The 18,618-nt window shown below is 67.3% G+C and carries 15 protein-coding genes; 7 read left to right on the forward strand and 8 right to left on the reverse strand.

Annotated elements, in window-relative coordinates:
• Positions 1 to 86 precede the first annotated feature (86 nt).
• Complete coding sequence (locus tag QSJ95_RS04065) at positions 87 to 632, forward strand: C40 family peptidase (RefSeq protein WP_009621828.1); 546 nt, start codon at positions 87 to 89, stop codon at positions 630 to 632.
• A 346-nt stretch (positions 633 to 978) separates the two neighbouring features.
• Here QSJ95_RS04065 and QSJ95_RS04070 read toward each other — a convergent pair whose 3' ends face one another.
• The 5 genes from QSJ95_RS04070 to tpx all read right to left on the reverse strand — a co-directional run bounded on the left by QSJ95_RS04070 (position 979) and on the right by tpx (position 10,823).
• On the reverse strand, positions 979 to 2,466 hold the full coding sequence (locus QSJ95_RS04070) for an efflux transporter outer membrane subunit (protein WP_285640260.1): 1,488 nt from the start codon (positions 2,464 to 2,466) through the stop codon (positions 979 to 981).
• Positions 2,463 to 5,573, reverse strand: a complete 3,111-nt coding sequence (locus QSJ95_RS04075; RefSeq protein ID WP_064583134.1) for a multidrug efflux RND transporter permease subunit — start codon at positions 5,571 to 5,573, stop codon at positions 2,463 to 2,465. The genes QSJ95_RS04070 and QSJ95_RS04075 overlap by 4 nt, the downstream gene beginning before the upstream one ends.
• Positions 5,573 to 8,698 (reverse strand): MdtB/MuxB family multidrug efflux RND transporter permease subunit, encoded by a 3,126-nt coding sequence (locus tag QSJ95_RS04080; protein WP_043272897.1) that lies wholly within the window; start codon positions 8,696 to 8,698, stop codon positions 5,573 to 5,575. Before QSJ95_RS04080 ends, QSJ95_RS04075 begins: the two co-directional genes overlap by 1 nt.
• The gene (locus QSJ95_RS04085) at positions 8,695 to 10,002 is read right to left on the reverse strand and encodes an MdtA/MuxA family multidrug efflux RND transporter periplasmic adaptor subunit (protein ID WP_285640265.1); all 1,308 of its coding nucleotides are present in this window, start codon (positions 10,000 to 10,002) and stop codon (positions 8,695 to 8,697) included. The genes QSJ95_RS04080 and QSJ95_RS04085 overlap by 4 nt, the downstream gene beginning before the upstream one ends.
• A 320-nt stretch (positions 10,003 to 10,322) precedes the next feature.
• A complete protein-coding gene (gene tpx, locus QSJ95_RS04090; protein ID WP_009621821.1) occupies positions 10,323 to 10,823 on the reverse strand; it encodes a thiol peroxidase in 501 nt (166 codons plus the stop codon).
• 606 nt (positions 10,824 to 11,429) lie between these two features.
• On the opposite strand from tpx, the gene QSJ95_RS04095 reads away from it, so the two are divergent.
• A complete protein-coding gene (locus tag QSJ95_RS04095) occupies positions 11,430 to 11,903 on the forward strand; it encodes a thermonuclease family protein (protein ID WP_285640270.1) in 474 nt (157 codons plus the stop codon).
• A gap of 51 nt (positions 11,904 to 11,954) precedes the next feature.
• Here the strand turns inward: QSJ95_RS04095 and QSJ95_RS04100 are convergent, their stop codons facing one another.
• Positions 11,955 to 12,563, reverse strand: a complete 609-nt coding sequence (locus QSJ95_RS04100) for an FMN-dependent NADH-azoreductase (protein WP_043316694.1) — start codon at positions 12,561 to 12,563, stop codon at positions 11,955 to 11,957.
• 114 nt (positions 12,564 to 12,677) lie between these two features.
• Between QSJ95_RS04100 and QSJ95_RS04105 the strand changes: the two genes are divergently transcribed.
• Entirely contained in the window at positions 12,678 to 13,583 is a 906-nt protein-coding gene (locus QSJ95_RS04105) for a LysR substrate-binding domain-containing protein (RefSeq protein ID WP_064583131.1), read from the forward strand.
• A gap of 6 nt (positions 13,584 to 13,589) precedes the next feature.
• On the opposite strand, the gene QSJ95_RS04110 is transcribed toward QSJ95_RS04105, so the two are convergent.
• Both QSJ95_RS04110 and QSJ95_RS04115 read right to left on the reverse strand, forming a co-directional pair.
• Positions 13,590 to 14,276 (reverse strand): DUF1294 domain-containing protein, encoded by a 687-nt coding sequence (locus QSJ95_RS04110; protein WP_064585052.1) that lies wholly within the window; start codon positions 14,274 to 14,276, stop codon positions 13,590 to 13,592.
• Positions 14,277 to 14,292: 16 nt separating this feature from the next.
• Positions 14,293 to 15,123 carry an undecaprenyl-diphosphate phosphatase gene (locus tag QSJ95_RS04115; RefSeq protein WP_064583130.1) on the reverse strand — a complete coding sequence of 277 codons (831 nt, stop codon included), beginning with the start codon at positions 15,121 to 15,123 and terminating at the stop codon, positions 14,293 to 14,295.
• Between the two features lie 605 nt (positions 15,124 to 15,728).
• Between QSJ95_RS04115 and fapA the strand changes: the two genes are divergently transcribed.
• The 4 genes from fapA to fapD all read left to right on the forward strand — a co-directional run bounded on the left by fapA (position 15,729) and on the right by fapD (position 18,585).
• A complete protein-coding gene (fapA, locus tag QSJ95_RS04120) occupies positions 15,729 to 16,175 on the forward strand; it encodes a functional amyloid chaperone FapA (protein WP_285640274.1) in 447 nt (148 codons plus the stop codon).
• 1 nt (position 16,176) lies between these two features.
• Positions 16,177 to 16,752 carry a fibril amyloid subunit FapB gene (fapB, locus tag QSJ95_RS04125; protein WP_285640276.1) on the forward strand — a complete coding sequence of 192 codons (576 nt, stop codon included), beginning with the start codon at positions 16,177 to 16,179 and terminating at the stop codon, positions 16,750 to 16,752.
• Positions 16,753 to 16,803: 51 nt separating this feature from the next.
• Positions 16,804 to 17,829, forward strand: a complete 1,026-nt coding sequence (fapC, locus tag QSJ95_RS04130; protein ID WP_285640279.1) for an amyloid-like fimbrin subunit FapC — start codon at positions 16,804 to 16,806, stop codon at positions 17,827 to 17,829.
• Positions 17,830 to 17,904: 75 nt separating this feature from the next.
• A complete protein-coding gene (gene fapD, locus QSJ95_RS04135; protein ID WP_285640281.1) occupies positions 17,905 to 18,585 on the forward strand; it encodes a fibril amyloid maturation endopeptidase FapD in 681 nt (226 codons plus the stop codon).
• The last annotated feature ends 33 nt before the right edge of the window (positions 18,586 to 18,618 follow it).

Genomic DNA, 18,618 nt, shown 5'->3' on the forward strand with positions numbered 1-18,618 from the left:
TGGAGTAGATGAATTTTCCGACTGACCGTTCGTAGGCCGATACCTAGGATGGCTACAGCTCCCACTACCTCCTTGCGGTCCCTGTCGTGCGTATCTTCCTGCTGTCGTTGTTCTGCCTGTTTCCCCTGGCCACATCGGCCGACCTGCTGGACGCGCCGACCTGGCGCAGCTACCAGGCGCAGGAAGGCGCCCTGACGCAGTTCTTCCGCCCCGGCGCGCAGCCCGGCCTGAAGCCCGGCGCCCCGGACGGCGACATGCACCGCCTGCTGCAGAGCGCGCAGGAACTGGTGGGCACGCCGTACCGCTGGGGAGGTACCTCGGCGAAAACCGGCTTCGATTGCAGCGGCCTGCTGGTCTACCTGTTCCGCAAGGAGATCGGCCTGGAACTGCCGCGCACCACCCGTTCGATGATCCGCCAGAAGCACCGCCAGGTGCCGCGCCACGCGCTCAAGCCGGGGGATGCGGTGTTCTTCAGCCACAATGGCGGCGCGCGGGTCAGCCATGTCGGGCTGTACCTGGGCGACGACCGCTTCATTCACGCGCCGCGCAGCGGCAAGTCGGTGCGCATCGATTCGTTGAGCAACAATTATTGGGATCGTAATTTCACCACGGCGCGGCGGTTCAGGCACTGAAGGCACGCCCACGCCATTCCCCCGTCCGCGATGTGCATCGGACTCGCACCGGGGGCGGATCGCGGATAAATCCGCTCCTACAAGGTGCAGGGGAAACCGCCATCTGCACGGCTGAAGGCATTCACTTGTAGGAGCGGACCTTGTCCGCGATAACCGGACATATCGGCGCGATTCGCGGATGAGATCCGCTCCTACGCCGCCCCACCTGCGCTGTTCCATGTAGGAGCGCGCCCTGCGCGCGAATCGCGGGCAGGGCCCGCTCCTACAGGTCCGGCGCGGGTCCGCACCGGGATAGATCATACGTTGCAGGCGAACACGGCTTTTCGTAGGAGCGGTTCGGCGCAGGTCAATCGGCCTTGGCCGCCTTCTCGCCTTCGGTGGCGATCTGGCCGGCGTCCCAGCCGCCGCCCATGGCGGCTATCAGTTGCACGCTGGCCACCAGGCGGTTGCCGTAGAGGCTCAGGACGTTGCGCTCGTTGGACAGCGCGGTGGTCTGGGTGGTGACCACGCTGTTGTAGTCCACGGTGCCGGCCTTGTACTGGTTGCTGGTCAGGCGCAGGGCTTCGCGGGCGGCGTCCAGGGCTTCGTTCTGCGCCCCGCCCTCCTCTTCCAGCACCTTGAGCTGGACCATGTAGTCCTCCACTTCGCGCATGCCATCGAGCACGGTCTGGCGGTAGCTGGCCACGGTCTGGTCGTAGCTGGCCTCGGCCTGTTCCACCTGGGAGGAAATCAGGCCGCCGTCGAACAGCGTCATGGCGAACTGCGGGCCGATGGACCAGTAGCGGTTGGGCGTCTCGATCCAGTCGTGGAAACTGCCGCTGCGGTAGCCGCCGGCGGCGCTGAGGGTCAGGTCCGGGTACCAGGCGGCCTTGGCCACGCCGATCTTGGCGTTGGCCGAGATCACCTGGCGCTCGGCGGCGGCGATGTCCGGGCGCCGCTCCAGCAGCTGCGAGGGTACCAGCGCCGGGATCGCCGGCAGCTTCGGCACCTGGCCGGTGGCGGCCAGGCCGAAGTTGGCCGGGGCCTGGCCCACCAGCACGGCGATGGCGTGCTCCAGCTGCGCGCGCTGGTACTTGAGGTCGATGGCCTGGGCCTCGGTGCTCTTGAGCTGGGTGCGCGCCTGGGCCACGTCGGCCTTGGTGACGATGCCGGCGTTGTACTGGTTGGTGGTCAGCTTGAGCGCGCGCTCGTAGGCCTCGACCGTGTCGTTGAGCAGCTTGATCTGCTGGTCCATGACGCGCAGCTGCAGGTAGTTCTGCGCCAGTTGCGACTGCAGCGACAGGCGCGAGGCAGCCAGGTCCGCGGCGCTGGCGTCGCGGCTGGCGGTGTCGGCTTCCAGCTGGCGGCGCAGCTTGCCCCACAGGTCCAGTTCCCAGCTCACGCCCAGGCTCGCGCTGTAGCTGTTGCTGATGCCGCCGCTGCCGCCACTGCTGACCGTGGAGCCATCGGGCAGGCGCACGCTGCCGCTGCCACTGCCGCCCTGGCCGGAGCGGGTCTTGCCGACGTCGGCGCTGATGGTCGGGAAGAAGGAAGCGCGCGAGCCCTTCACCAGGGCCGCGGCCTGGCGGTAGGAGGCCTCGGACTGCGCCAGGGTCTGGTTGGCCTTGAGCAGGCGCTGCTGCAGGTCGTCCAGCACCGGGTCGGCGTACAGCGTCCACCACTGGCCGTGGCCCGCCAGGTCGGCCGGCTGCGCCTGGCGCCAGCCCTCGCCTTCCTTGAAGGCAGCCGGCACGCTCAGCTCGGGGCGCTTGTAGTCGGGGCCGACCGCGCAGCCGGCGAGCGCCGCGCACAGCGCCAGGGCGAGCAGGCTGCGGGATGGGTTCGGGCGGTTCATAGCGGAGTCTCCAGGGCGCCATCGGTGCGCACGCCGCGCTTCTGGTTGACCCAGTGGCGCAGGCGGTCGAGGTAGAGGTAGACCACGGGGGTGGTGTAGAGGGTGAGCAGTTGGCTGCCGATCAGGCCGCCGACGATGGTCATGCCCAGCGGGCGGCGCAGCGCGGCGTCGCCGCCGATGCCGAAGATCAGCGGCAGCGCGCCGAGGATGGCGGCCAGGGTGGTCATCATGATCGGCCGGAAGCGCTTCATGCAGGCTTCGAGGATGGCTTCGCGCGGCGACAGGCCGAGGGTGCGTTCGGCGTCCAGGGCGAAGTCGATCATCATGATGGCGTTCTTCTTGACGATGCCGATCAGCAGGATCACCCCGATCAGCGCGATCAGCGACAGCTCGGTGCGGAACAGCATCAGCGTCAGCAGCGCGCCCACCCCAGCCGAGGGCAGCGTGGAGAGGATGGTCAGCGGGTGCACGTAGCTTTCGTAGAGGATGCCCAGGACGATGTAGACCGCCACCAGCGCCAGCAGGATCAGCCAGGGCATGTCGTTCTGGGTGTCCTGCACGGCGCCGGCGTTGCCTTCGAAGCTGGCCTGGATCTCCAGCGGCAGGTGCAGCGGCTCCAGGGCCGCCATCACCGCGTCGCGGGCCGGGCCGATGAGCGCGCCGGGAGCCAGGTTGAAGGAGAAGGTGGTAGCGGCGAACTGCCCCTGGTGGTTGACCGCCAGTGGCGCGCGGCTGGGCTCCACGTGGGTGAAGGCCGACAGCGGCACCTGCTGGCCGTCGGCGCCGATCACGTAGACCTGGCGCAGCTCTTCGGGGGTCTGCTGGAACGGCTGGTCCACCTCCATCACCACGTGGTACTGGTTCAGCGGGTTGAAGATGGTCGACACCTGGCGCTGGCCGTAGGCGTTGTTCAGCACCGCGTCCACCGCCGCCACGTCGATGCCGAGGCTGGCCGCACGGTCGCGGTCGATCACCAGGCGGCTCTGCACGCCCTTGTCCTGGGCGTCGCTGTTGACGTCCACCAGTTGCGGGACCTTGTTCAGCACCGCCTCGACCTTCGGCGCCCAGTCGCGCAGCAGGGTGAGGTCGTCGCTGCGCAGGGTGAACTCGTACTGCGCGTTGCTCTGCCGGCCGCCGATGCGCACGTCCTGGCCGGCGGTGAGGTAGAGGTTGGCGCCGGGGATTTCCGCCAGCTTCTTGCGCAGCCGCGCGACTATGGCCTCGGCGGAGTCGCGCTCGTTGATGGGCTTGAGGGTGACGAAGAAGGAGCCGGTGTTGCTCGACTGCCACCTGCCGCCGCCGACGAAGCCGACCACGTTCTCCACCCCCGGGTCCCGGGAGAGGATGTTGCGGAACTCCGCCATCTTCTTGTCCAGGGCCTGGAAGGAAATGCTCTGGTCGGCCACCGCGAAGCCGCGCAGGCGCCCGGAGTCCTGCTGCGGCAGGAAGCCCTTGGGCACGATGGCGAACAGGTAGAGGTTCAGCGCGATGCAGCCGAACATGATCACCACCATCAGCCGCGAGTGCTCCAGCGCCCAGGCGAGGCTGGCGCGGTAGCGCAGCATGAAGGCGACGAAGTAGCGGTTGCTCTGCCGCGCCACCGAGGCCTTCTGCGGCCGCTCGGCGCGGCGCAGCAGGCGCGCGCAGAGCATGGGCGTGAGCGTCAGGGAAACCACCAGCGAAACCAGGATGGCCGCCGCCAGGGTCACCGAGAACTCGCGGAACAGCCGCCCGGTGATGCCGCCCATGAGCAGCAGCGGGATGAACACCGCCACCAGCGAGAGGGTCATCGACAGCACCGTGAAGCTCACCTCGCGGGCGCCGCGGATGGCCGCCCGGATCGGGTGGTCGCCCTCCTCGATGCGCCGGGCGATGTTTTCCACCACGACGATGGCGTCGTCCACCACGAAGCCGGTGGCGATGATCAGCGCCATCAGCGACAGGTTGTTCAGCGAGAAGCCGCACAGGTACATGACGGCGAAGGTGCCCACCAGCGACACCGGCACCGCCAGGCTGGGGATCAGCGTGGCGCGGCCGTTGCGCAGGAACAGGTAGACCACCAGGATCACCAGCAGCACCGAGATCACCAGGGTCAGCTCGGCCTCCTCCAGGGAGGAGCGGATCGAAGGGCTGCGGTCGTCCATGACGCTGAGCTTGACCTGCGGGCCGAGCACGTCCTGGATGATCGGCAGCTGCGCGTGGATGGCGTCGGTGGCCTCGATGATGTTGGCGCCGGGCTGGCGGGTGACGATCAGCAGCACCGCCGGCAGGTTGTCGGAGAAGCCGGCGTTGCGCACGTCCTCCACCGAGTCGCTGACCTTGGCCACGTCGCGCAGGCGCACCGCGGCGTTGGTCTCGGCGTTGTAGTGGATGATCAGCGGCGCGTACTCGCTGGCCTTGCGCAGTTGGTCGTTGGCGTCCACCTGCCAGTGCCGCTCGCCGAACTCCAGGGCGCCCTTGGGCCCGGTGGCGTTGGTGTTGTCGATGGCGGTGCGCACCGTGTCCAGGGAAATGCCGTAGTGGCTGAGCTGGTCCGGGTTGACGTCCACCCGCACCGCCGGCAGCGAGGAGCCGCCGATGCTCACCTGGCCCACGCCCTTCACCTGGGACAGCTTGGGCGAGACGATGGTCGAGGCCAGGTCGTACATCTGCCCGCGGGTGTAGGTGTCCGAGGTCAGGGTGAGGATCATGATCGGCTGGTCCGACGGGTTCGCCTTGCGGTACGTCGGGTTGTTCGGCATGCCGGTGGGCAGCAGGCTCATGGCCGCGTTGATCGCCGACTGCACCTCGCGGGCGGCGCCGTCGATGTCCTTGGACAGGTCGAACTGGACGATGACGGTGGTGTTGCCCAGGGAACTGGTGGAGGTCATGTCGGTGACCCCGGCGATGCGCCCCAGCGAGCGCTCCAGCGGCGTGGCCACGGTGCTGGCCATGGTCTCCGGGCTGGCGCCGGGCAGCGCCGCCTGCACCACGATGGTCGGGAAATCGACGTTGGGCAGCGGCGCCACCGGCAGCAGGCCGAAGGACAGCGCCCCGGCCAGCAGCAGCGCCAGGGTCAGCAGCAAGGTCGCCACCGGCCGCAGGATAAACGGGCGGGAGATGTTCATCAGCCCTGCTCCAGGCCTTCGTCGGGGCTGTTCACGTCCAGCCCGTGGCGCTTGCGCCAGTTGGCCCAGCGCAGCGCCAGGCGGTCGAAGTAGAGGTAGATCACCGGGGTGGTGAACAGCGTCAGCAGCTGGCTCAGCAGCAGGCCGCCGACCATGGTCACGCCCAGCGGCTGGCGCAGCTCGGCGCCGGCGCCGCCGGCGAGCATCAGCGGCAGCGCGCCCAGCAGCGCGGCCATGGTGGTCATCAGGATCGGCCGGAAGCGCAGCAGGCAGGCCTGGTAGATGGCCTCATGGGGCGGCTTGCCCTCGTTGCGTTCGGCGTCCAGGGCGAAGTCGATCATCATGATCGCGTTCTTCTTGACGATGCCAATCAGCAGGATGATGCCGATGATCGCCACGATGCCGATGTCCTGCCCGGCCAGCATCAGCGCCAGCAGCGCGCCCACGCCGGCCGAGGGCAGCGTGGAGAGGATGGTGATCGGGTGGATGAAGCTCTCGTAGAGGATGCCCAGCACGATGTACATGGTGACGATGGACGCCAGCACCAGCAGCAGGGTGTTGGACAGCGACGCTTCGAAGGCCTCGGCGGCGCCACGGAAGCTGCCTTCCAGGCTGGCCGGCATCTGCATCTGCGCCTCGACGTCGCGGATGGCCTGCACCGCCTCGCCCAGGGCCACGCCCTTGGCCAGGTTGAAGGACAGCGTCGCCGAGGGGAACTGGGCGATGTGGTTGACCGCCAGCAGGGTGTGGCGCTCCTCCACCTTCGCCAGGCTCGACAGGCGCACCTGGGTGCCGTCGCTGGCCGGCACGTAGAGGTTCTCCAGCGACTGCGGGCCGAGCTGGAAGTCCGGCGCCACCTCCAGCACCACGCGGTACTGGGTGGCCTGGGTGAAGATGGTGGAGATCAGCCGCTGGCCGAAGGCGCTGTAGAGCACGCTGTCGATGCTCGACAGGCTCACGCCCAGGCGCGAGGCGGTGTCGCGGTCGATGTCGATGTAGGCCTGCAGGCCCTTGTCCTGCCAGTCGCTGGCCACGTCGGCCAGCTGCGGCAGCTGCTGCAGGCGCTCGACCAGCTTGGGCACCCATTCGGCCAGCACCTCGGGGTCGGCGTCCTGCAGGGTGAACTGGTACTGGGTGCGGGCGATGCGGTCCTCGATGGTGAGGTCCTGCACCGGCTGCAGGTACAGCTTGATGCCGGCGACCTTGTCCAGCTCCGGCTGCAGGCGGCGGATCACTTCGCTGGCGGTGAGGTCGCGCTCGCTGTGGGGCTTGAGGTTGATCAGCATGCGCCCGGTGTTGAGGGTGGCGTTGCTGCCGTCGACGCCGATGAAGGACGACAGGCTCTCCACGTCCGGGTCGGCCAGGACCACCTTGGCCAGTTCCTGCTGGCGGCTGGCCATGGCCTGGAAGGAGATCGACTGCGGCGCCTCGGCGATGCCCTGGATCACCCCGGTGTCCTGCACCGGGAAGAAGCCCTTGGGCATGAACAGGTAGAGCGCGGCGGTCAGCAGCAGGGTGCCGATGGCCACCAGCAGGGTCAGCCCCTGGTGGCGCAGCACCACGCGCAGGGCGGCGGCGTAGCGCTCGATCATGCGTTCGATGAAGCGCCCGGCGGCGCGGGCGAAGCGGCCTTCCTGCTCCGGCTCGATGTGCTTGAGCAGCTTGGCGGCGAGCATCGGCGTGAGGGTCAGGGAGACGAAGCCGGAAATCAGGATGGCCACCGCCAGGGTCACGGCGAACTCGCGGAACAGCCGCCCGGCCACGTCGCCCATGAACAGCAGCGGGATGAGCACGGCGATCAGCGAGAAGGTCAGCGAGATGATGGTGAAGCCGATCTGCCTGGAGCCCTTGAGCGCCGCTTCCAGGGGGCTGTCGCCCTGCTCCAGGTAGCGGGCGATGTTCTCCACCATGACGATGGCGTCGTCCACCACGAAGCCGGTGGCGATGGTCAGCGCCATCAGCGTCAGGTTGTTGATGGAGAAGCCGGCCAGGTACATGACGCCGAAGGTGCCGATCAGCGACAGCGGCACGGCGAAGCTGGGGATCAGGGTGGCCGAGAGGTTGCGCAGGAACAGGAAGGTGACCATCACCACCAGGCACACGGCGAGGAACAGCTCGAACTGCACGTCGGCCACCGAGGCGCGGATGGTGGTGGTGCGGTCGGTGAGCACCGTGACTTCCAGGTTGCCCGGCAGGGTCGCCTGCAGCTGCGGCAGCATCTTCTTGACGCTGTCCACCACCTCGATGACGTTGGCCCCCGGCTGGCGCTGGATGTTCAGCACCACCGCCGGGGTGTCGTTGGCCCAGGCGGCCAGGCGCACGTTCTCGGCATCGTCCTCGACGCTGGCGACGTCGCGCACGCGCAGCGGCGAGCCGTTCTTGTAGGCGATGATCAGGTCGCGGTAGGCGTCGGCGGACTTGAGCTGGTCGTTGGCGTCGAGGGTCGAGGAGCGCGTCGGGCCGTCGAAGCTGCCCTTGGGCCCGTTGAGGTTGTTGCTGGTGATGGTGCTCTGCAGGTCTTCCAGGCTCAGCCCGGCGGCGGCCAGGGCCGCGGGGTTGGCGCGGATGCGCACGGCCGGGCGCTGGCCGCCGCTGATGCTGACCAGGCCGACGCCGGAGATCTGCGAGATTTTCTGCGCCAGGCGCGTATCGACCAGGTCCTGGATCTTCGGCAGCGGCATGTCCGGGGACATCACCGCCAGGGTCAGGATGGGCGCGTCGGCCGGGTTGACCTTGCTGTACACCGGCTGGTTGGGCAGGTCCTTGGGCAGCAGGCTCTGCGCGGTGTTGATCGCCGCCTGCACTTCCTGCTCGGCTACGTCCAGGTCGACCTGCAGGCTGAACTGCAGGGTGATCACCGAGGCGCCGCCGGAGCTGGTGGAGGACATCTCGTTGAGCCCGGGGATCTGCCCCAGCTGGTTCTCCAGCGGCGCGGTGACCGAGGAGGTCATGATGTCCGGGCTGGCGCCGGGATACAGGGTGACCACCTGGATGGTCGGGTAGTCCACCTCCGGCAGCGCCGAGATCGGCAGGAAGCGGTAGGCGATGATGCCCGACAGCAGGATCGCCACCATCAACAGCGTGGTGGCGACCGGCCGCAGGATGAACAGGCGCGACGGGTTCATTCGCTCTTACCGCTGTCCTGGGCCGGGGAGCCCGAGCCGAAGGGTTTCGGCGAGGCCGCCTCGCCCTCCTCGGTGGCGGCGGCGCGGGCCTGTTCGTCGCTGGCGACTATGTGCAGGAGGGTGCCGTCGCGCAGGCGGTCGGTGCCTTCCACCACCACGCGCTGGCCTTCCTTCAGGCCCTCGGTGATGACCACCCGCTCGTTCTCGCTGGTGCCCAGGCTGACCAGCTGGCGCTTGGCCTTGTTCCCGGCGTCGGCGATGTACACGTAGGTGCCGTCGTTGCCGCGCTGCACGGCGTTGGCCGGGATGGTCAGCACGCCATGCAGTGTCTCGGCGAGCAGCCGCACGTTGACGAACTGGTTGGGGAACAGCTTCTGGTCGGCGTTCTCGAAGACGGCCTTGAGCTTGACCGTGCCGGTGGTGGTGTCGATCTGGTTGTCGAGGGTCTTGAGCACGCCGCTGGCGAGGGTCAGGTTCTGGTTGCGGTCCAGCGCCTCCACCGGCACCGGCTGGCTGCCGGACAGCTGGCGGGCGACGGTGCCCAGCTGCTGCTGCGGCAGGCTGAACACCACGGAGATCGGCTTGACCTGGGTGATCACCACCAGCGGCGTGGTGTCGCCGGAGGTGACCAGGTTGCCGACGTCCACCTGGCGCAGGCCGACACGGCCGGAGATGGGCGCGCGCACCTGGGTGAACTCGAGGTTGAGCTTGGCGTCGTCGACCTGGCCCTGGTTGGTGCGCAGGGTGCCTTCGTACTGGCGCACCAGGGCTTCCTGGGTGTCGAGGGTCTGCTTGGCAATGGAGTCCTCGGCATACAGCCCCTTGTAGCGCGCCAGGTCGATCTGCGCGTTCTTCAGCTGCGCCTGGTTCTGCTGCAGGGTGCCCACCGCCTGGTCCAGCGCCGCCTGGAAGGGCCGCGGGTCGATCACCGCGAGGACGTCGCCGGCCTTCACCTGCTGGCCTTCCTGGAACGGAACCTTGACCAGTTGGCCGCTGACCCGCGCCCGCACGTTCACCGTGTTGTAGGCGGTGACGGTGCCCAGCGCGTGGTAGTGCACCGGCAGGTCGCCCTTGGCCACCGGCGCCACGCTGACGGTGATGGCCGTGCCGCCCGCCCCGCCCGGCCCGCGCCCGGCCATGGCCGCCCCGCGAGCGCCGCGCCCGCCGCCGGCCTGGGGCTCCGGCGCCGAGCTGGTCTTGTGCAGCCACATGCTCAGCCCCACCACGGCGGCGAAGACGGCGGCGGTGATCAGCCAGGGGCGCAGCTTGCGGAGTTTCGAGGGCGTTCCATTGCTTGGAGTCATAGCGGTCATCAGGCGGCCAAAGGTTGGGATGATAACGAGGCGCAAGGCAAAGCGCCGCATCCACGACGCGGCGCCCACACTTCTATACCTTCAGGGTCGAACGATAAGCACAGCAAGGCGCCGGGCAAAGTCTCTTTACCCGCTATTTACCTTTGTTTTACCGAGAGTTACGGCGCCTGGGCGAGGTTGCGCCGCAACTGTTGCCACAGCAGCAGGGCCAGGGCTGCTGCTCCCCGCACAACGCCAAAAACGAAGATGCCGCCCGGCCATTGGGCGGGGCGGCATCCGGGGCCTGCGGCAGCCGGGGCTGCGGCGGGCGATCAGCTCAGCGCGGCGACGGCGGCGGCGTAGTCGGGCTCGTCGGCGATCTCACCGACCAGTTGGCTGTGCAGCACCTGGTCGTTCTCGTCCAGCACCACTACGGCACGGGCGGCCAGGCCGGCCAGCGGGCCGCTGGCGATGGCCACGCCGTAGTTGGCCAGGAAGTCGGCGCCACGCATGGTCGACAGGTTGACCACGTTCTCCAGGCCTTCGGCGCCGCAGAAGCGCTTCTGGGCGAACGGCAGGTCGGCGGAGATGCACAGCACCACGGTGTTGGCCAGTTTGCTGGCCTCGACGTTGAACTTGCGCACGGAGGTAGCGCAGGTAGGGGTGTCGACGCTGGGGAAGATGTTCAGCACCTTGCGCTTGCCGGCGAAGTTCTCCAGGGTCACGTCGGCCAGGTCGCCGCCGACCAGCTTGAAGGCCGGGGCCTTTTCGCCTTTCTGCGGCAGTTTGCCGTCGACGTTGATCGGGGAGCCCTTGAGGGTGACTTGAGCCATTGCGGTATTCCTTCTATCGAGGGGATGGCCCCGCCGGAGAGGCCGGCGGGGCCGGGGATTTCGGGGCCGGGCGTCATCCTAGCATGAACTTGTCCGAGTGAATCTGTCGGGAATGACGGGGTAAGGTGAGGCGTATAAGGATGACTCAGGATTCTCCCCCCACTCCGAACAGCCCCCTCTCCCTCCGGGAGAGGGCTGGGGTGAGGGCAACGGACTCCGCCCGCACACCTCTGCCAAACCTCTACTCCGCTCCCCCTCCCTAACCCTCCCCCGCAAGCGGGAGAGGGAACCGTTCGGCATGAAGCGCAATCACCAGGCTCCCTGAGCCACAATGCGCAAACCGCAGGCGAACGGCTCCAGGAAAGCACGGTCGTAGGAGCAACTGTCTTGCGGGCCGCACCGGGGCGCTCTTCGTAGGATGGGTTGAGCTTGCGAAACCCATGCGGTTGCGCTGATGGGTATCGCTTCGCTCAACACCGAAAAGCCATGCTCACTCATGCGACAGGAGCGGACTCTGTCCGCGATCACCCCACCAGCCGCACCGGACCATCCGACGACACAGCCCCATTGCGACGCTATCCTGCAACCACACTCTCAGGAGGCTCCATGCGACTGCTTTATCCCGCCCTGCTCCTCGCCCTCTCCCTCCCCGCTCTCGCCCAGACCGACGGCCCCTGCCAGGTCACCGCCGTCGCCAGCGGCGATCGCCTGACCTGCCGCCTGGCCGAGCGCAGCGTCGATGTGCGTCTGCGCGGCATCGAGGCGCCCAGGGCCGGCGAACCCTATGCCCAGGCTTCCCTGGACAACCTGCGGCGCCTGGCCGAGGGGCGCAGCGCCACCCTGGTGCTGCCGCGCGGGGAAGCCGCCGGCGCGATCAGCGCCGCCGTGTGGGTAGAGCCCGCGGACTGCCCGGGCTGCGGGCATACCCTGGATGTCGGCCGGGCGCAGCTCGCCGTGGGCATGGCGCGCTGGCGGGTGGACGATCCCCAGGGCGAGGAAGAGCGCGCCCAGTACAACTTCGAGGAACAGGAAGCGAAGGCGCGCAAGGTCGGCCTGTGGCGGCCGGCGCGCACGCCCTGAAAGCACGAAGCCCCGGCTCTGCCGGGGCTTCGTCGCTCCACTCGCAGCGGATCAGGCGCTGGCGAAGGTCGAGGCGATCTCGGCGCGGGCGCCCTTGATGGCGTTGGCGCGCGGTTCCTCGCCGTAGGCCAGGCCCTCGGCGCGGATCACTTCGATGTCGGTGATGCCGAGGAAGCCCAGCACCAGCTTCAGGTAGTCCTCGTGGGCGGCGCCGCTCGGCTGGCCGGCGTGCAGGCCGCCGGCGGTGGAGACGATGATCACCTTCTTGCCGCCAGCCAGGCCCTGCGGGCCGTTCTCGGTGTAGCGGAAGGTCTTGCCGGCCACGGCGATGCGGTCGATCCAGGCCTTCAGCTGGCTGGGCACGGTGAAGTTGTACATGGGCGCGCCTATGACGATGGCGTCGGCAGCGAGGAATTCCTCGATGCTGTTCTCGCCCAGGGCGGCTTCGTGCTTCTGCGCGGCGTCGCGCAGTTCCGCCGGGGTGCCGGCAGCGACCAGGCTGGCGGCGGACAGGTGGCTGATGGCGTCGGCGGCCAGGTCACGGTAGGTCACCTGTACGCCCGGCTCGGCGGCGGCCCAGGCCTGGACCACTTCCTGGCTGAGCTGGCGGGAGGCGGAGGCGTCGCCGAGGATGCTGGAATCGATGTGCAGAAGTTTCATGGGGTGGCTCCTGTGAATGGGGGTAGGAAGCGATGGGATGGATGCTACGCATGTAGCCAATGAGCGATAAGTCGGCAAAAATGCGATGAATCGTCCCACCAGCAGGACAATCCCATGCAGGACCTCAACGATCTCTTCTATTTCGCCAAGGTGGTGGAGGCCGGTGGCTTCGCCGCCGCGGGCCGCGAACTGGGGCTGCCGAAGTCGCGGTTGTCGCGGCGCGTCGCCGAGCTGGAGGCGCGCCTGAACGCGCGCCTGCTGCAGCGCACCACGCGCAAGCTGGCGCTCACCGACATCGGCGAGCGCTACTACCGGCACTGCCAGGCGATGCTGGTGGAGGCGGAGATGGCCGACGAGGTGGTCGCCCAGCTCAGCGCCGAGCCCCGCGGGCGGGTGCGCCTGTCCTGCCCAGTGGCGATGGCCGAGACGTCGCTCAACGCCATGCTGCCGGGCTTTCTCGCCAGCTATCCGCAGGTCAACCTGGAGCTGCTGCTGACCAACAGGCGCGTCGACCTGGTCAACGAAGGCGTGGACGTGGCGCTGCGCGTGCGCGCCCCCGGCGACGAGGACCCGTCGCTGGTCACCCGCCGCCTGCGCCCGGCCGCTGCGGTGCTGGTGGCCGCGCCGGAGCTGCTGCGCGGCCACCGGTTGCAGGGCCCGGACGACCTGGCCGGGCTGCCGGTACTGGGCGCCATCGGCAACGACCGCAAGGTGCACCTGCAGTTGCACGGCCCCGGCGGCGCAGTCCGCGAACTGGCCCTGGAAGCGCGCCTGGCGGCGGAAGACTTCAACCTGCGCAAGAACGTGGCGCTGGCCGGCCTGGGCATCACCACCCTGCCCCTCTATTACTGCCTGGAAGAACTGGCCAGCGGCCAACTGGTGCGGGTGCTGCCCGACTGGCAGGAACCGGCGGCCTTTATCCAGGCGGTGTACCCGCACCGGCGCGGGCTGCTGCCGGCGGTGCGGGCGCTGATCGATTACCTGGCCGAGGGCTTCGGCCGCAGCGACGAACCGCTGTAGGGCGGCTCAGAGCGCCGGCAGCACCCGCGCCAGCAGCACGCCACCGAGCAGGCGGTCCAGCCAGAACACCTGGTGCAGCAGCACTATCGCCCAGAACACCAACTGGTAGCTGGGCTTGCGCGTCTTGTGGCGCAGCAGGCGCTGGGCCAGGAAGGCGCCCGGCCAGCCGCCCAGCAGTTCCAGCAGGTGCAGGGTCTGTTCCGGCGTGCGCCAGGCGCCCTGCTCGGCGCTGCGCTTGTCGCGCCAGTAGGCGAAGAAGGCGACCAGGCTGAACAGCGGGTAGGCCGGCAGCCACCAGGGCGCGGCGCCGGCGAGCAGCAGGCGGCCGGCGCCGACCGCAGGCAACAGCAGCAAGGCGGCGAGCCAGCCCAGCGCCCTGCCCCAGCCGTTCGGCCGGGACGGCTCGGCGATCTGCCGGCCGCTGCGGACCTTGGCGCGGGTGGCAGGCGCCGCCGGCTTGCGGCGGATCTCGGGCAGGTCCACGGCCAGCCCGGCCAGGCGCGCATGTTCGGCGCGCGGGCGGCCCTGGCGATCGGAACCTGCGACGAAGCGCACCGCATCGCCGGCCTGGGGCCGGCGGTCGCCGCGGAATGCCGAGATGTGCAGGAAGAATTCCTCGCCGCCGGCGCGCGGGCGGATGAAGCCGAAGCCCTTGTCGTCGTCCCAGCGGCTGATGACGCCGTCCTTTTCCATGTTCATCCGCGCGGCCTCAGGGAGCGGCGCTGCTCCAGTCGATCAGGCTGAACTGCCAGGTCGCCAGGATCAGCAGGCCGAAGCCGATGCGGTACCAGGCGAACATCGCGTAGCTGTGGTTGGCGATGAACTTCAGCAGTCCGCGCACGGCGATCATGGCGAAGATAAAGGAGGTGACGAAGCCCACGGCGAACACCGGCAGGTCGCTGGGCTGGAACAGGTCGCGGTACTTGTAGCCGGAATAGACGGCGGCGCCGACCATGGTCGGCATGGCCAGGAAGAAGGAGAACTCCGTGGCCGCCTTGCGCGACAGGCCGAACAGCAGGCCGCCGATGATGGTGGCGCCGGAGCGCGAGGTGCCGGGGACCAGCGCCAGGCACTGGGCGCAACCGACCTTCAGGGCGTCCTTCCAGGTCATGTCGTCGACGCTCTCGGCGCGGATGCGATGCTCGCGCTTCTCGGCCCAGAGCATGACCACCCCGCCGACCACCAGCGCAGCCGCCACCGTGATGGGGTTGAACAGGTAGTGGTGGATCAGGTCGGCGAAGGCCACGCCCAGCACCACGGCGGGGAAGAAGGCGACCAGCAGGTTGACGGTGAAACGCTGTGCGCGAGGCTGGCTGGGCAGGCCGCAGATGACCTCGAGGATTTTGCCGCGGAACTCCCAGACCACCGCCAGGATGGCGGCCAACTGGATGATGATGTTGAAGGCCTGGGCCCGCTCACCGACGAAGCCCAGCAGGTCGGCGACTATGATCTGGTGCCCGGTGCTGGACACCGGCAGGAACTCGGTCAGCCCCTCGACCACACCCAGGACGAACGCCTGAAAGGCACTCCAAAATTCCATACTGCTTCCCCCGAAGGCGCATTTTTTCGTGTTCTTCTATTTTGTTTGCAGCCGTTGAGGCGCCCGATAACGGGCTCGACGAAAGGCTGGGCATGCTACTGCATTGCGATATCGCGAGTCAGTGTGTAACGAAAATTTCTCGCAACGACGCAATCCATCCTCCGGCCACGGCCGCAAGCAAGCGATGGAATGGGACATCCGTCTCTGGCGATCATTCCCTTAACACTCTCATTTCCTTTCCTAAACCCTTGAAATGAAAGTGCACACTCGTACCAAAAGCACGTCAGCCTGGCCATCATGTATCAACCCTGAAACAGCAGGAGGTCCTCCGGCCTCAGGAATGACGCAAATATCGATGGCATCACAGAAAACTGTTTCATCGCTGATACGCACGCATGCAAAGCCCCATTCCAGAGCGCCTTCCCTACTTTTGATGGGGGTGCCACCCCACTCCGCTGTCTCAACGGCGAAACAGATTTCTCTCAGAAGTTTCTATCAGCCTGTCATAACCCCATGAATTTCAAGCGATAAAAAAAAGCGGCACGGCTTCTGCTCTACTCCGGTACTGCTGTTTAGGGCACAGCGCACCAGAAGGGATCGCCACCATGGGGAACATCGACTCAAGGATCGTCGGACTGCTCGCCTCCCTCGCCTGCATGACCGCTGCTGCGCTGCCGCCAACGGTTCAAGCGGGTGACGGCACCATCGTCATCCAGCGCACCGTACAGCCACGGGTCGCCACCCGTCCCACCATGGTGCCCGATCCGAATCCGATCACCGTCAATCCGAACATCTCCCCCCAGATCAACCGCCAGGTCGGCAACGCCGAACTGGACGACGCCGAGTTCGCCCGCGTCACCAGCGGCTCCAGCCTGTCCCAGCGGATTCTCCCGGGCGGCAACCTGGTGGGCATGGACAACGGCGCCAACCGGACGCTGCAGTCCGGCAGCCTGGGTGGCGGCGGCGGCAGTGGCGCCGGCATCTCCAACTCGGTCAATCGCACCGTGCAGCAGGGCCTGTCGCCGCTGCGCATGCTGACGGGAGATCGCTGACATGAAAGCGCACCTGACCCTCCTCGCCCTGCTCTGCTGCTCCAGCGCCTTCGCCGCCGACCCGCAACTGGTGAACAACGCCAGCATCGACAACGCCGGTCGCGGCTACAACGGCGTGGCCAGCGTCAACCAGGCCGCCGGCGACGAGCAGCAACAGGCCAATGGCCGGGCCATCGCCATCGGCACCAGCGGCGGCGCCAGCACCCAGTTCCATCAGACCGTCATCACCACCGCCGACCCGAGCCAGGCCGCCAAGGCCTCGATCACCGGCAACTCATTCTCCAACGGCAGCGGCGCCCTGGGCGTGAACCAGGCCGCCGGCACCGCCAACCAACAGGTCAACGCCATGAGCATCAGCGTCACCGCGGTGCCGCAGAGCGTCGACGACAACGTGCTGTCGCAGCAGAACGTCACGTTGTCACAGAACTCCGGCCCAGCCGGATCCACCACGGGCAGTCGGCAGGTCGTCACCAGCGACCAGGCATTCGCCGGCAGCCGGGGGGTGGTCCAGGTGAGCCAGAGTGCCGGTATCGGCAATCGCATTGCCAATACCTTGAGCATCCGGGTCGCAGACTGACCCACGCCAACAACCAGAAACACTAAGCACACACATGCAAGGAGATGCACCATGAAACCTACAATGGCCCTCAAGCCTCTGGTTTTCGCTGTCACGGCAGTCATGGCTGTAAGTGTTTATGCAGGCAACAACGATCATGACCGTCGCCACGGCCATGACCACGACAACCATCACGGCCAACAACAGCAGTACGATCCGTACAAGGACCCGCGGATCCCGGCCGGCGCCAGCGCTACCGTCATCGATAGCCAGTCCAGCTACAGCAACAACGTCATCAACCAGGGGACCAAGAACACCGCAGGTGTCAGCAATTCCCTGGGCGGCGCTTCGGGTAACGTCGGGGCCAACGTCGCCGCTGGCGACATGAACCAGCAGGCCAATGCCGCCGCGCTGGCTACCGCGGATGAAGAATTCATCTTCGGTTCCGCCAATGCGGCTACCTCGGTAACCCAGACCAACACCACCAACACCGCCTGGAACTTCTCCACCACCAACAACGCCGCTCTGAACAGTTCGGCCAACGGCGCCTCGGGCAACGTCGGCATCAACATCGCCGCCGGCAACTACAACCAACAGAAAAACGACATGGCCGCCGCCGTTTCCGGTGGGCGCCTGGCCGGTGCCAGCAGCGGCGCCAGCCAGACTTCCACTGGCAACAACGTAGCCAACCTGGGTATCGCCACCTTCGATACCAAGACCCTCAAGTCCAGCTTCTACGCTCATGGCACCTACCAGGGCCATGGTTCGGGCGTAGTACTGGATGATCCGGAAAAAGGTGGCCATCACGGCTATGACAACAAAGGCAAGGACCGCGACAAGGTGGACAAGGATCCGCTGTACTTCAGCGAGTCGGGCACCATCGATCTGCGTGGCCAGGCTACCTATCAGGTCCTGGTTCCCAGCGGCTGGAAGGACCCGGTCGTGAACAACGCTTCCATCAACAACTCGCTCAACGGCGTGTCGGGTAACGTAGGTGTGAACGTTGCTGCCGGCGTCGGCAACCAACAGAGCAACTCGCTGTCCATCGCCGCCGGTTGCCAGGCTTGCGTAAGCACTGGCGCAGTCACTGGCTTCTAAGCGACATCGTGCTGTACCTGGAGGCTCCGGCAACGGAGCCTCCCCTTTCTCAGCGCTGGCATAGGCGTCACGATCATGCGCACGCTCGCTTTCCTGCTCCTCGCACTCTGCTCCGGCCTGCTTCAGGCCGCGCAGCTGCCCTTCGCCATACTGCCCGGGGGCATGCTGGCCTATAAGCATGTGGAGAGCATCCGCGAACGTCGCTTCAGCAACCTGGTGGAGCAGAAGACCGACTTCAGCTGCGGAGCCGCCGCCCTGGCCACCATCCTGCGCACCGGCTACAACCTCGACGTCGACGAGGAGTTCGTCATCCGCGGCATGCTGGTCAAGGCCGACCCCCAACTGGTGCGTACCCAGGGCTTCTCCATGCTGGACATGAAGACCTACCTGGAAAGCATCGGCATGCGGGCCCGCGGCTACCGCATCCCGGTCTCCTCCCTGGAGAAGCTGACCATTCCGGTGATCGTGCTGCTGGACGTGCGTGGCTACAAGCATTTCGTCGTGCTGCAGCGCACACACAACGGTTACGTCTACGTGGGCGACCCCGTGCTCGGCCACAAGCGCTACACGGAAGAAGATTTTCTCAAGGGCTGGAACGGCATCATCTTCGCCATCATCGGCCCCGGCTATGACAGGGCCAACGCCCTGATGAGCCCGCCGGAACCGCTGACCGCGAAGAACCGCCTCGATACCTTCCGCCCCGTCAAGGACGCGGAGCTCATGGATTTCGGATTCATCCAGAGCGACTTCCTGTGAGCCAAACGATAACGAGAGGTGGGATCCTCTCGG

Origin of the sequence: Pseudomonas sp. NBRC 100443 (genome assembly GCF_030268185.1) — a bacterium.
Classification (GTDB): domain Bacteria; phylum Pseudomonadota; class Gammaproteobacteria; order Pseudomonadales; family Pseudomonadaceae; genus Pseudomonas; species Pseudomonas citronellolis.